The sequence below is a fragment of the Chryseobacterium mulctrae genome (assembly GCF_006175945.1).
GTDB classification, from domain to species: domain Bacteria; phylum Bacteroidota; class Bacteroidia; order Flavobacteriales; family Weeksellaceae; genus Chryseobacterium; species Chryseobacterium mulctrae.
Genome location: NZ_VAJL01000001.1, coordinates 258,060 through 271,468, shown reverse-complemented (window position 1 = coordinate 271,468; position 13,409 = coordinate 258,060). Strand labels below are relative to the sequence as shown.

Annotated in this window: 10 protein-coding genes; 9 read left to right on the top strand and 1 reads right to left on the bottom strand. The window is 34.8% G+C overall.

Features of this window, described 5'->3' with window-relative positions; translation table 11 throughout:
* Positions 1-123 precede the first annotated feature (123 nt).
* The 4 genes from FDY99_RS01190 (at position 124) to hemN (ending at position 5,181) form a co-directional block, all read left to right on the top strand.
* Positions 124-1,632, top strand: a complete 1,509-nt coding sequence (locus tag FDY99_RS01190; protein ID WP_139418740.1) for an APC family permease — start codon at positions 124-126, stop codon at positions 1,630-1,632.
* 63 nt (positions 1,633-1,695) lie between these two features.
* Positions 1,696-2,739 (top strand): WD40/YVTN/BNR-like repeat-containing protein, encoded by a 1,044-nt coding sequence (locus FDY99_RS01185; protein ID WP_139418739.1) that lies wholly within the window; start codon positions 1,696-1,698, stop codon positions 2,737-2,739.
* A 78-nt stretch (positions 2,740-2,817) separates the two neighbouring features.
* Positions 2,818-3,729 (top strand): sialate O-acetylesterase, encoded by a 912-nt coding sequence (locus FDY99_RS01180; protein WP_139418738.1) that lies wholly within the window; start codon positions 2,818-2,820, stop codon positions 3,727-3,729.
* A gap of 93 nt (positions 3,730-3,822) precedes the next feature.
* Complete coding sequence (gene hemN / locus FDY99_RS01175) at positions 3,823-5,181, top strand: oxygen-independent coproporphyrinogen III oxidase (RefSeq protein ID WP_139418737.1); 1,359 nt, start codon at positions 3,823-3,825, stop codon at positions 5,179-5,181.
* Between the two features lie 317 nt (positions 5,182-5,498).
* Here the strand turns inward: hemN and FDY99_RS01170 are convergent, their stop codons facing one another.
* Positions 5,499-6,860, bottom strand: coding sequence for a PQQ-dependent sugar dehydrogenase (locus tag FDY99_RS01170; protein WP_139418736.1), 1,362 nt, complete (start codon positions 6,858-6,860; stop codon positions 5,499-5,501).
* A gap of 208 nt (positions 6,861-7,068) precedes the next feature.
* Between FDY99_RS01170 and secD the strand changes: the two genes are divergently transcribed.
* The 5 genes from secD (at position 7,069) to FDY99_RS01145 (ending at position 13,331) form a co-directional block, all read left to right on the top strand.
* Positions 7,069-9,966 carry a protein translocase subunit SecD gene (gene secD, locus FDY99_RS01165; protein ID WP_139418735.1) on the top strand — a complete coding sequence of 966 codons (2,898 nt, stop codon included), beginning with the start codon at positions 7,069-7,071 and terminating at the stop codon, positions 9,964-9,966.
* A 369-nt stretch (positions 9,967-10,335) separates the two neighbouring features.
* Positions 10,336-11,553: a TCR/Tet family MFS transporter gene (locus FDY99_RS01160; RefSeq protein ID WP_139418734.1), complete on the top strand. Its 1,218-nt coding sequence runs from the start codon at positions 10,336-10,338 to the stop codon at positions 11,551-11,553.
* Between the two features lie 60 nt (positions 11,554-11,613).
* Complete coding sequence (locus FDY99_RS01155) at positions 11,614-11,949, top strand: Sec-independent protein translocase subunit TatA/TatB (protein ID WP_074228196.1); 336 nt, start codon at positions 11,614-11,616, stop codon at positions 11,947-11,949.
* A gap of 3 nt (positions 11,950-11,952) precedes the next feature.
* Positions 11,953-12,519 carry a phosphatase PAP2 family protein gene (locus FDY99_RS01150; protein ID WP_074228197.1) on the top strand — a complete coding sequence of 189 codons (567 nt, stop codon included), beginning with the start codon at positions 11,953-11,955 and terminating at the stop codon, positions 12,517-12,519.
* The gene (locus tag FDY99_RS01145) at positions 12,516-13,331 is read left to right on the top strand and encodes a tetratricopeptide repeat protein (RefSeq protein ID WP_139418733.1); all 816 of its coding nucleotides are present in this window, start codon (positions 12,516-12,518) and stop codon (positions 13,329-13,331) included. Before FDY99_RS01150 ends, FDY99_RS01145 begins: the two co-directional genes overlap by 4 nt.
* Positions 13,332-13,409: the final 78 nt, after the last annotated feature.

Here is a 13,409-nt window from a genome sequence, read left to right as displayed (position 1 = left end):
AAATAGGTGAAAATCAGTTTTGTATAGTCTGGAATTAAAATAAATTGACGAAAGTTTGTCAATAAATGTTAAGGTCTCCAAATTTTTTATATTTTCGTAAATCTTTAAAACAAAGAAAACAATATGTCAAATATTTGGAAAACAAAACCATTAGGAGCCTATGAGGCCGATATGAAAAAGAGTGAGCTTAAGAGGGTTCTTGGGAAATGGAGCCTTACAGCCATTGGTATCGGTGCGATTATCGGAGGTGGAATTTTTGTACTTACAGGTACCGGAGCTTACTATCATGCGGGTCCTGCTTTAGCTTTATCATTCGTTGTTGCAGGGATTGCCTGTATATTTGCGGCACTCTGTTATGCAGAGTTTGCAGCGTTATTGCCTGTTGAAGGTTCTGCTTATGCTTATGCATACGGAACAGTAGGGGAAGTTTTTGCCTGGCTTATCGGTTGGGGATTGGTATTGGAGTACGCAATGGGTTCTATGACGGTGGCGGTTTCCTGGTCCGGATATTTTAATAAATTTTTGAAAATCATCAATGTAGAATTACCTTATTATCTCACGAATGATTTTGCGACGGCAAAGCAATATGCAGTAGCTCATGGCTTAACAGAACCTAGTTTTGCGTTTAATTTACCAGCATTTATTATTGTTTTGATCGTTACTGCGATCTTGGTAAAAGGAACTAAAGAAGCTGCGGGTGCAAACAATATGATTGTAATTTTAAAAACTTCTGTTGTAGTTTTTGTAATCGTTGTTGGAGCTTTATTTATTAATATGGATAATCTTACACCATTTATTCCGGACGAAAAAATGATTCTTCAGTCTGATGGAAAAATGGGACCAGCGTATGGTTTTAACGGTATTATTGCCGGTGCAGCCGCTGTATTTTTTGCTTATATTGGTTTTGATGCAGTTTCTACTCAGGCTGCGGAAGCTAAAAACCCTAGAAAAGATATTCCTTTTGCAATTATTACTTCATTATTGGTTTGTACCGCGTTATATATTTTGATGTCACTTGTATTAACCGGAATGATGAATTATAAAGATTTCGGATCTATTCCTGATGCTCTAACTGCTCCGGTTGCGATTGCTTTTGAAAAAGCGACAGGAATGGATTGGGCTGTAATTTTAATTACTGTTGCTGCAACTATCGGATTGATTTCTGTATTGTTGGTAATGATGTTGGGACAGTCTAGAATTTTCTTGGGAATGGCAAAAGACGGTCTTCTTCCGGGAATGTTCAAAGAAATTCACCCTGTAAGAAAAACTCCTTATAAAAATACGATTCTTTTAGGTTTAATTGTAGCTACTGTTGCGGCACTTACACCAATCAGTACTTTGGTACATATGTGTAGTTTCGGGACTTTATTTGCATTTACAATGGTTTGTTTTGCAGTGTGGTTATTAAGAGTTAGAAAACCGGAATTAAAAAGAGGTTTCAAAACACCAATGCTTCCTGTAGTAGCATCTTTAGGAATTTTAATTAATATTTATCTAATCATTAATCTTGAAGCAACCGCAATTTACATGGCAATTGGCTGGTTGGCTTTAGGACTTTTAATTTACTTCCTGTATGGTAAACGAAACAGTGTACTGAACAAAGGTGGCTATGATGAATTTATCGAAAAATAAGTTTTAAATATATATTTTACAATCCGCAGTTTAATCTTCTGCGGATTTTTTATTTTTGTTATTATGAAAAAGATCTTCACTTTGTTATTTTCTACGGTTGGTTTATTGATGTTTTCTCAAAAAATCGAAAGTTTTGAAACTATTTTAAATGATAAAATAAGCATCAGAGCAATCGAATTGTATGATAATAAAGTCTGGTACAGCGGAACGGAATCTAAATTCGGTTTTGTTGATTTAAAAAACAGTAAAACTCAAAAACAGATTAAACTGTCTGAAAAGAAGTTGCAGTTTAGAACATTAGCACAAAATAAAGATGCTTTTTATGCCATTAATATTGAAAGTCCGGCTCATTTTTTTAGAATAGATAAAAAAGATCTTTCGGTTGTAAATATTTATACAGATACTTTGAAAACGGCATTTTACGATGCATTCATTTTTGTAAATGATGAGCATGGAGTTACATTCAGTGATCCCGCAAAAGATTTGAATCTGAAATTATCTTTTATCATGCCAAAATTAAATTCTGTTTTAGATTTTAATACACTCACCAAAAGAGAAGGCTTTAATACCATAAAATTAAATGAAGGTGAAGCAGCTTTTGCAGCAAGTAATACTAATATTGCTCATCAGGGAACTAATATCTGGATCGCAACTGGAGGGAAAAGCTCAAGAATTATTAAGATAGATTATACTACCTTAAAATCAAACGTCTATAAAACACCTTTCGTTCAAGGAGAATCGGCTCAGGGAATGTATTCTATTGATTTTGTCAATCAGAATTTTGGAATCGCTGTTGGTGGTGATTACACAAAACAGGAAGCCACTGTCAATAATATTGCAACGACAAATGATGGCGGAAAAACCTGGCAAATTCAGGCATCAGGAAAAAATGCAGGATATACAACCTGTGTAAAAATAAAACCTAATTCGAAAGGTAAAGAAATGATTTCGGTAGGCGATCAACACATCAGTTATTCTTCAAACTTTGGAAAAACATGGAAGAAAATTTCCGACGAAAAAGGATTTTATGTTTGCAAATGGGTTGATGGAAATACGATTGTTTTTGCTGGGAAAGACAAGATTTCATTGATGAAATTAAAATTTTAAATGCTTTAGATAGAGCATATCTTTTCGATTACAGCAGATTTAAAATTTCTTAAAATTACCTTTGATCAAAATTTTCTAATGAAAAATTTAAAAATATTTCTTTTTTTATTAATTCCAACCTTTTTTTATACTCAAAAAATAAGAGTTTTCGTTTTGGCGGGTCAGTCAAATATGAACGGGTTTGGATATAATAAAGATCTTCCAAATGATTTAAAAACCATTAAAGATGTTTATATTTTCCAGGGAAATTCTGTTCCTGACGGAGAAAAAAATGGCGGAGTGGGAAAGTGGGATGTTTTGAAAGCCGGAAACGGAACAGGTTTTAAAACTGATGGAAAAACCAATACACTTTCAGATCGATTTGGTTTGGAAATGACTTTTGCCAAAAGAATGAAAGAACTTTTTCCGAATGATAAAATTGCGTTGATCAAATATGCGAGAGAAGGTACTTCAATAGACAGTCTTGCGACAGGAAGTTTCGGCTGTTGGGATTCAGATTATCACGGAAAAAACGGACTGAATCAATATGATTATTTTCTGAAAACCGTAAAAAATGCTTTAAGCGAAAAAGATATTGACGGGAACGGAAAAGCAGACGAATTACAAATGTCCGGAATTCTTTGGATGCAAGGTGAAGGAGATGCAAGCTACAACGAAGAAATTGCCAATAATTATTACGCTCATCTGAAAACTTTGATGAATCAGATGCGGGCTGCTTTACGCACCGATGATTTACCGGTTGTAATTGGAAAAATTTCAGATTCGGGTAAAAATGAAAAAGGAAAAGTCTGGCCAATAGGAGAGTTGGTACAGTATGCTCAGGAGAAATTTGTTCGCGATGATAAAAACGCTGCGATTGTTCGTTCTACCCAAAAATACAATTACGGAAACGACCCATGGCATTATGACAGTGCGGGTTACATCGATTTAGGAAAGAATTTTGCGGAAGAGGTATTTAGACTCATTATAAATTTCGAAAAGAAAGACTAATATAATTCATGATCTCTAATTCAGAAGTATTGGTTAATTTTGCAGAATGAAATTCACCAATTTCATTAGTTTAGAAAAAATATAAAGTATCAAATGAATTCGTTAATCGATAAATATAATATTCCAGGTCCGCGTTATACATCTTATCCCACTGTTCCTTATTGGGACGAATCTACTTTTTCTCCGGAAAAATGGAAATCAAGTGTGATAAAATCTTTCAATGAAAGCAATTCGGCAGAGGGAATTTCAATATACATTCATCTTCCTTTCTGTGAAGCATTGTGTACTTTTTGCGCTTGTCACAAACGTATTACAAAGCAACACAGTGTAGAAGTTCCTTATCTTGAAAGTGTTTTAAAAGAATGGATGCTTTATCTTCAATTATTTAATGAAAAGCCGAAGCTAAAAGAACTGCATTTAGGAGGTGGGACGCCAACGTTTTTTTCTCCGCAAAATCTAAAAACCTTATTGCAGGGAATTTTTGACACCGTTGAAATTGCAGAACATCCTGAATTTTCTTTTGAAGGTCACCCAAATAATACAACAAGAGAGCATCTTCAGACTTTGTTTGATTTAGGATTTAGAAGAGCCAGTTTTGGGGTGCAGGATTATGATTTGAAAGTTCAGAAAGCCATCAACAGAATTCAGCCTTTCGAAAATGTAAAAAATGTTACAGAATGGGCCAGAGAAATTGGGTATACAAGTATTTCTCACGATTTGGTTTATGGTTTACCACATTCTAACTGGGAAAGTATGGCACTTACCATTCATAAAACTTTAGAGCTAAAACCTGATCGTCTTGCTTATTATTCTTACGCTCATGTTCCATGGATAAAAGGAGTGGGGCAAAGAGGTTTTGATGAAAATGATTTGCCAAGCGGTGAAGAGAAACGCAGACTGTATGAAGATGGCAAAAAATTATTGGAAGAATTAGGATATAAAGAAGTAGGGATGGATCATTTTTCTCTTGAAGAAGATGAACTGTATAAATCTATGATCTCAGGAGACATTCATCGTAATTTTATGGGATATTCTTCGAGTAAAACTCAGTTGATGATAGGTTTGGGGATGAGTTCTATCTCAGATTCTTGGTATGCTTTTGCTCAAAATGTAAAAACCGTTGAAGAATACCAAAAAATTGTGGAAAAAGGTGAAATTCCTGTCGTGAAAGGACATGTTTTGAATGAAGAAGATCTATCGATCAGAAGACATATTCTAAATTTAATGTGCCAGTTGGAAACTACTTTTGAAAATAAAGACGCCATTCCGGAGCTTGAAAACGCTTTTGATATGCTTCAGGAAATGGAACGTGATGAATTGGTTGAAATTAACAACAATCAAATAAAAATAACGGAAAAAGGAAGAGCTTTCACAAGAAATGTAGCGATGGTTTTTGATCTCAGAATGTTGAGAAATAAACCCGAAACCAGAATTTTTTCAATGACAATATAACAAAAAAGCGATTCAGAAATGAATCGCTTTTTTATTGATATCTAAAGTATATTTTTAGAATTAATTCTTGAGTTCTGGAAGAGTAATTGAGCAAAATTTTTTATCACGCAAAGATTTTAATTTTTCAGCTTATTATTTTAAGGAGCAAAGAATGGCGACAAGTCGCTGATGAAGCTTGAATAAACGAGAGCTTTATAAAAATCAACTTATTGATTCATCTTTGCTCCTTAAAAATAAGATTTGTGAAAATCAATCTTTGCGTTAAATATAAATTTTTACAATAGTAATTTATGCTTGTTGTTTAATTCGAATTGAGTTTATTTAATAATTATTTTCTGACTGTAAGATTTAAAATCTCCCGATTTAATATTGATGTAGTAAACTCCTGCAGGAATTCCTGAGATATTGATGCTGTTTTCAGAATCGAATTTTGTTTCGTCCAAAACTTTTCTTCCTTCGGTACTGAAAATTTCAGCAATATTGTTGTTACCCTTTAATCCATCCACAAAAATTCTTTCTGATGCAGGATTTGGGTAAACTCTTATTTGGCTGAATGTAGCGTCCTGAACTCCTAAAGTTGTTGTCTTAATTTTGTAAATTTTACCATTATTTACAGCAGCTACGTAAAGTTCTTTAAGGTTGTCTTGTCCAAAGGTTGAAAAATTATTTCCGGTAAAAGGTGTCGTCCAAGAAATTGAATTGTTGGGATCCATTGTACCGATTTGCGAAGAACAGTAATCTGCAAAAAAGTATTTTCCCTGTAAAGAAGGATTCTGTGTTCCACGATAAACATAACCTCCGGTAATGGAACATTTATTTCCGGAATGATCATAAACAGCAACCGGGAAAGTCATCGTTGAAGAAGCTGCACAACCTGTTGTGTTATAATCATTATTTCCTTCATAACATCTCCATCCATAATTGATTCCAGCCTGCGTTATCGGCATTCGGTTGATTTCTTCAAACAATCCTTGTCCTACATCAGCAATCATTACGTTTCCGCTGGTTAAGTCAAAAGAATACTTCCACGCATTTCTTAAACCGTAAGACCAAATTTCATCTGAGCCATCAACGCCAATAAAAGGATTTCCGGTAGGAATATTGTAGGCTCCTGCAGAATTAATATCAATTCTAAGCATTTTTCCTAATAATGAATTTTTGTTTTGAGCATTATTGTTGGGATCACCGCTACTTCCGCCGTCGCCCGTTACAACCCACAAATTTCCGTCAGGAGCAAAATGGATGCTTCCACCATTATGATTGGCAAAAGGTTTGGGAATATTTAAAATAATTTTTTCTGAATTGGGATCAGCTGTATTCGGATTTGCCGTATTCACAGAATATCTTGCTACGATAATATTTCCGGCTGTATTGTTATAATACACGAAAAAATATCCGTTAGTTAAATATTGCGGATGAAAAGCCAAACCTAAAAGCCCTCTTTCTCCATTGAATGTAATTTTGCTGCTTATATTAAGAAAGTCTGCAGCATTCACAGTTCCGTTAGGTTGTATGATCTTAATGATTCCATTCTGTTGTACTACGAAAAGACGGCTGTCGTTTGTGTTGGTAATCTCTACGGGACTTGTAAGCCCGGTTGCAAATTCTTCCAGAACAAAACTTTGAGATTGTACTGTTAAGGAAGAGAATAATGCTATTGAAAGTAATAGTCTTCTCATAATATTTTGAAATTTAAGGTGTTGTAAAGTTCAAATGAAAATTTCGTACCAATACTTATTTTTAATATTTAATAAAATTAGCCATAAAATATCATTAAAATAAGATTGCCGATATATCTGAAAATAAACCATTTCTGTTGCCAAAAGTTCATAAAATATCAATAAAATCATTATATTTGCCGACTTAATTTAACGTAGTTATAACAAAATGCAAGGAAAAGGACTTATTACAATTGTTGCTATTGTACTAGGGTTAATTTGCTTAAATGAGCTATTACCAACCTGGTACGCCGGCAAAATTGAATCGCAAATCGAAGCTGCGAACGGAAACGAGAAAGAAATCCAGAGATTAAAGGATGAAACTTTAAATCTTGGATTTACAGAACTTTCTTATGCTAAGGCAAAAGACAAAGAAATGAAGCTAGGTCTTGACCTGAAAGGGGGGATCAACGTTCTTTTGGAAATCAATCAGAGAGATTTGGTGAATGATTTAACTAATTATTCTACCAATCCTATTCTTATTGAGGCTCTTAACAGAACAGATGAAGCTCAGAAAAACTCTACTAAATCTTATATCGACAATTTCTTTGTTGAGTTTGATGCCGTAAACAAAGCAAAAGGCGCAAACCTTAAACTTGCAGATCCTGAAATCTTCGGAAACACTAATCTTTCTGAGATTAAATTCAACACCACTGATGAGCAGGTAAAAAGCATCGTTAAGAAAAGAATTGATCTTTCTGTAGGTACAGCTTTTGAAGTAATCAGAACCAGAATTGATAAATTGGGAGCTATCCAGCCAAACGTACAGAGAGTTCCGGGAACGGCAAGAATCTCTGTAGAAATGCCGGGTATGAAAGATATCGATAAGGTGAAGAAAATGCTTCAGACTTCTGCAAAACTTCAGTTTTGGGAAGTACAGCAGTTTGCTGAGGTTGCACCATATTTCCAGACTTTAAGTGCTACAGTTGCTGCAAAAGGTGACTCTATGGGAGTTGCTAAAAATACTAATTTCCTAAACTTAATGCAAGGAGGGAAATCTGGAAGCATGAGCTCTGTAGGAAGTGTGAAACTGACAGATACTGCAAAAGTAAACAAGATCTTAAACAGTAAAATTGCGCAGTCTTTACGTCCTGCAAATATTAAATATACCCAGTTTATGTGGGGTTACAAGCCAGAATCTACAGATGAAAAAAGCTTGGTTCTATATGCTGTAAGAGGTAATATCAACCAAAAAGCTCCGGTAGACGGTGCTGTAGAGACTGCAAACATCGGTTACGATGAATTGAGCAGAGTAGTGGTAGATATGCAAATGGATTCTAAAGGTGCTAAAGATTGGAAAACGCTTACTGAGAAAAACGTAGGAAAACCAGTTGCTGTAACTTTAGATAACAGAGTATATACTGCGCCAAATGTACAGGGTGCAATTCCTAACGGTAGAACTCAAATCTCTGGTAACTTCTCTCAGGAAGAAGCTAAAGAATTGGTAGACGTTTTAGGAGCGGGTAAATTACCTGCAGGTGCAAAAGTAGTACAGGCTACACAAGTAGGTCCGTCTTTAGGACAGGAGTCTATTGATGCGGGAGTGATGTCATTCTCTATCGCATTCTTAATTATTATTGCATACATCATTTTCTACTACGGTTTAGCTGGAGTTTATGCGGTAATTGCAATGATCATCAACTTATTCTACATTTTCGGGATTATGGATTCCGGAGACTTTACTTTAACGCTTCCTGGTATTGCGGGTATTGTACTTTCAATGGCGATGGCGGTAGATACCAACGTAATTATTTACGAAAGAACGAAAGAAGAATTATTTGCAGGTAAAAATATTCTTGAAGCTTACAAAGATGGTTTCAAACATGCATTGAATGCAATTATTGATGGTCACCTAACGATGATCCTTACAGCGGTAGTATTGTTCTTCTTCGGAACAGGTCCTATCAAAGGATTTGCATTGACGTTATTGATTGGTGCTGTAATGACATTGTTTACATCAATCTTACTTTCAAGAGTAATGATCTTCCACAGATTAAATAAAGGTAAAAGTCTTTCAGTTTGGACTCCTCCAACGAAAAACTTATTCAGAAATACTTGGATCGATTTCATTGGAAAAAGAAAATATTCATATATTCTTTCTGCAATTTTAACGGTAATCTCTTTAGGATCAATTTTCGTTAACGGATTTAAATTTGGTATCGATTTTACGGGTGGTAGAAACTACGTTGTAAGATTTGATAAAGAAGTAAATGCAGAAGATGTTGAAAATGGTTTAGTTAAAGTTTTCACAACTCAGGATGGTAAAAACTCTTCTGTAGAAGCTAAAACTTTCGGAAACAACAATCAGCTGAAGATCTCTACAGATTACCTTATCAATGACGAATCATTGAAAGCTGACCAGACTATTGAGCAAAAATTATTTGAAGGTTTAAAACCAAATCTTCCTGCAAACATGACTTTAGAAGAATTTAAATCTGCAGACACAGATCACGCAGGAATTATCTCTTCTGAAAAAGTAGGACCTTCTGTTGCTGATGATATCCAGACACACGGTACTCTTGCGGTTGTTGCTGCTTTGGCAGGTATTTTCATCTATATTTTGGTGAGATTTAGAAAATGGCAGTTTTCATTGGGTGCTGTTGCGGCACTATTACATGATGCGATCATTATCTTAGGTGCGTTCTCTTTATTCCATTCGGTAATGCCTTTCAACATGGAGGTTAACCAGGATTTCATTGCAGCAATTCTTACAGTATTGGGTTACTCAATCAACGATACCGTAATTATCTTCGATAGAATTAGAGAATACTTGAGAGAGAAGAAAGCGCTTACTTTATCAGGATTGTTTGATGATGCTATTTCTAGTACTTTAGGTAGAACGTTCAACACAACATTTACCACTTTACTTGTAATTCTTGCCATCTTCATCTTTGGTGGAGACAACTTGAGAGGATTTATGTTTGCATTGTTAATCGGTATTGGATTTGGAGCTTATTCATCCATCTTCATTGCATCGGCAATTGCTTACGACTTCCTTAAAACAGGAAAAGAAGAAGACGTACACGGTAAATCTTCATCAGATAAAGAATTACTTGCTACAAAGTAATATCAACTACATTAAATATATTAAAGAGCCTTTCACACGAAAGGCTCTTTTTTTATGACTTCTAAATTTGATTAATGATTGTCCGCTTTTTGTCATATTAAAAAAATCTTTGTGTGCTTATCTAAGTGAAATCGAAGATTAGACGAAGTCAAACGCCTTTGCGAGCTTAAAAACAGCGAATTGTTTAAAGAAATCTTTGCGCTCTTTGTGTTAAAATTTTTATTATGATGGAAAACGGATATGCATAATTTGATTTTAATTAAAACTAAAACAGTTATTCCATCAACCAAAAACCATCAACTATCAACCAACAACAATTCATTAATTTAACACGAATATTTTTCCCGATTTCCTTATTTTTGCACAACAATGGAAAATTCAAAAAAGAAAGCAGCAATGAGTTTTATATTTATCACGTTGCTGATAGATATAACGGGATGGGGAATCATCATTCCTGTAGTTCCGCAACTGATCAAAGAACTGATTCACGCAGACATCAGTGAAGCTGCAAAATATGGAGGCTGGCTCGGTTTTGCTTATGCTTTCGTTCAGTTTGTTTTTTCTCCGGTTGTAGGAAATCTTAGTGACAAATTTGGGCGAAGACCTATTATTTTGATCTCACTTTTTGGTTTTGCCATTGATTATATTTTGCTTGCATTGGCTCCAACCATTTTATGGCTGTTTGTAGGAAGAATTATTGCGGGAATTACCGGAGCGAGTGTTACTACAGCAAGTGCATACATTGCCGATATTTCTACAGATAAAGACAGAGCCAAAAACTTCGGTTTAATTGGTGCTGCATTTGGCTTAGGTTTTATTATAGGTCCGGTTTTAGGAGGTGTTTTAGGTCATTATGGAGCAAGAGTTCCGTTTTATGCTGCAGCAGGCTTATGTCTTTTAAATTTCCTTTATGGTTATTTCATCCTTCCTGAAAGTTTAGATAAAGATAAAAGACGCGAGTTTAGCTGGAAACGTGCAAATCCTGTTGGTTCATTCAAGTTTTTAGGAAAACATCCTGAAATTTCAGGTTTAATCTTTGCTTTAATTTTAATTTATATTGCAGGTCATGCAGTACAAAGTAACTGGAGCTTCTTTACGATGTACGAATTTGACTGGACAGAAAGAATGGTCGGTATTTCTTTAGGTGTCGTTGGTCTTTTGGTCGGTTTGGTTCAGGGAGTTTTAATCCGATGGACAACTCCAAAGTTGGGTGAACAAAAAAGTATTTATTACGGATTAATATTATACGCGATAGGATTGCTGCTGTTCTCATTCGCATCCGAAGGTTGGATGATGTTTGTATTTTTAATTCCTTATTGTTTGGGTGGAATTTGCGGTCCTGCTTTGCAGTCTGTGATCACAAAATCGGTTCCTTCAAACGAACAGGGAGAATTGCAGGGAGCTTTAACCAGTTTAATGAGTGCAACATCCATTATAGGTCCACCTGTAATGACCAATTTATTTTACTTTTTCACCCATGATGAAGCGCCGTTTAAGTTTTCCGGAGCACCTTTCTTTTTAGCATTTATATTGATGTCTGTAAGCGTTGTGATTACTTATTATGCTTTTCAGAAAAATAAATCTTAAAATTTATTTAAAATTAAACATATCATATTTTATATATATAATCTTTTGTAATTTAGCACCATGGAATTAAGCATTGGAGAAATGGCACTTATTGCCATTGCAATTGTAGTTTTATTTGGTCCGGATAAACTACCCCAAATTGCTCGCGACCTTGGAGCGGGAGTGAGAAAAATGCGTGGCGCAGTAGAAGACATCAAAACTGAGATCATGAAAGAAACAGATAATCCTGTTTCTGAAATAAAGCGTGAGATCGAGAAAGTGAAAGATGCTGCAAAAGACTTTAATCCGATGAAGAACATCGAAGAAAATATTTTAAAGGAACAGCCTTCTGCAACCGAATTACCAAAAGTAAAACCCGCAGATGATGAAACTTACGAAGGACCGGTAAGCCGTTAAAATATGGAAGAAATTATTCAGGAAGATAAAAATCTATTCCTTTATCTTAATAATTTAGGCGATACTCCGTTTGACCAGTTTTGGATGATGATTTCTGCAACCTGGATCTGGGTTCCGTTGTATGTGATTCTCTGTTATCTTCTGTACAAAAATTTCAAATTAAAATCTCTGCTGTATATACTCCTTTTCATTGCGATTGGAGTGACAGTTTCAGATCAGGTTTCAGGGATTTTTAAATATGGTGTTGCAAGATTAAGACCTTGTCATGACCCTTCACTTCAAAACGTTATGCGTATTGTAAAATGTGGCGGGCAATATGGTTTTTACTCTGCACATGCTTCAAATACTTTCTTTTTAGCAAGCTATTTAAGTTTTTTATTGAAAGATAAACTTAAATGGTTTCCTTATGCTATATTTGTCTGGGCTGCAGTAGTAGCGTACAGCCGTATATATTTAGGAGTACATTTCCCGGTAGATATTTTGGTAGGGGCGTTTGTTGGAACTTTATTGGGAGGGCTTTTTGCTATGCTCGCAAAAAAAGTAATCAATAAACAAACTATAAACCCATGAAAAAACATTTACTCGTTCTTAGCGTAGTACTTACATCTCTTAACTTTCTGTCTGCTCAGGATAAAGGAATAGCTGAAGAATGTTTTAAAAAAGCCGATTATCAATGTGCCGAAGAGCAATATTCAAAATTGGTGCTTTCGGAACATATTCAGAAATATCAGTCAGATTATTACGTTAGTTTAGGAACTTCACAAAGAAGATTAGGCAAAACGACTTTGGCTTTTAAATCTTATGAATCTGCTTTAAAATCAAATCCTAAATCTATTGCTGTTTATGAAAATCTGGCTTCTTTACATAATCAAAAAGGAAATCGTACCAAAGCTTTAGAATACGCCAATACAGGAGTAAAACTTGAGCCTGAAAATGCTGAAATTTATTTAATTCGATCTAAGATTTACAATAATTTAGGTAAAAAAGATTTGGCGATGGCAGATCTAAAACAGATTCTCACTTTTGCTCCCGACAACATTTTGGCAAGAACAGCATTAGCCAATCTTAAAAAAAATAGCGGAGATCTTGAAGGTGCTCTTAAAGATTACAACTTAATGCTCACTGAGAAACCTGAGTCTTTGCTTTACAATGGAAGAGCAGATGTCTATCTGAAAATGAAAAAATCAAAAGAAGCTTTAGCAGACATCAATAAAGCCATTTCTATTGATCCTAAATTTTCGCAGTCTTATGTCACAAAAGCAACGATTTTGTTTGAATCTGCAAAAGATAAAGAAGCGTGTTCCAATTTAGATAAAGCTGCTACATTGGGTCACGAAAAAGCTTTATTGACAGAGTTTGCAGGAAAATGTATGAAAAAATAGACTTATTTTTTTAAAGAAATATATCTTTTCGTTTCTTAGGTGAATGAAATCGAAGATTCGACGCAGTCAAACGCCTTT

Excerpts from the sequence above, each read along its gene's own strand:
- FDY99_RS01190 (WP_139418740.1), top strand. The coding sequence starts at position 124 with ATGTCAAATATTTGGAAAACAAAACCATTAGGAGCCTATGAGGCCGAT.
- FDY99_RS01185 (WP_139418739.1), top strand. The coding sequence starts at position 1,696 with ATGAAAAAGATCTTCACTTTGTTATTTTCTACGGTTGGTTTATTGATG.
- FDY99_RS01180 (WP_139418738.1), top strand. The coding sequence starts at position 2,818 with ATGAAAAATTTAAAAATATTTCTTTTTTTATTAATTCCAACCTTTTTT.
- hemN (WP_139418737.1), top strand. The coding sequence starts at position 3,823 with ATGAATTCGTTAATCGATAAATATAATATTCCAGGTCCGCGTTATACA.
- FDY99_RS01170 (WP_139418736.1), bottom strand. The coding sequence starts at position 6,860 with ATGAGAAGACTATTACTTTCAATAGCATTATTCTCTTCCTTAACAGTA.
- secD (WP_139418735.1), top strand. The coding sequence starts at position 7,069 with ATGCAAGGAAAAGGACTTATTACAATTGTTGCTATTGTACTAGGGTTA.
- FDY99_RS01160 (WP_139418734.1), top strand. The coding sequence starts at position 10,336 with ATGGAAAATTCAAAAAAGAAAGCAGCAATGAGTTTTATATTTATCACG.
- FDY99_RS01155 (WP_074228196.1), top strand. The coding sequence starts at position 11,614 with ATGGAATTAAGCATTGGAGAAATGGCACTTATTGCCATTGCAATTGTA.
- FDY99_RS01150 (WP_074228197.1), top strand. The coding sequence starts at position 11,953 with ATGGAAGAAATTATTCAGGAAGATAAAAATCTATTCCTTTATCTTAAT.
- FDY99_RS01145 (WP_139418733.1), top strand. The coding sequence starts at position 12,516 with ATGAAAAAACATTTACTCGTTCTTAGCGTAGTACTTACATCTCTTAAC.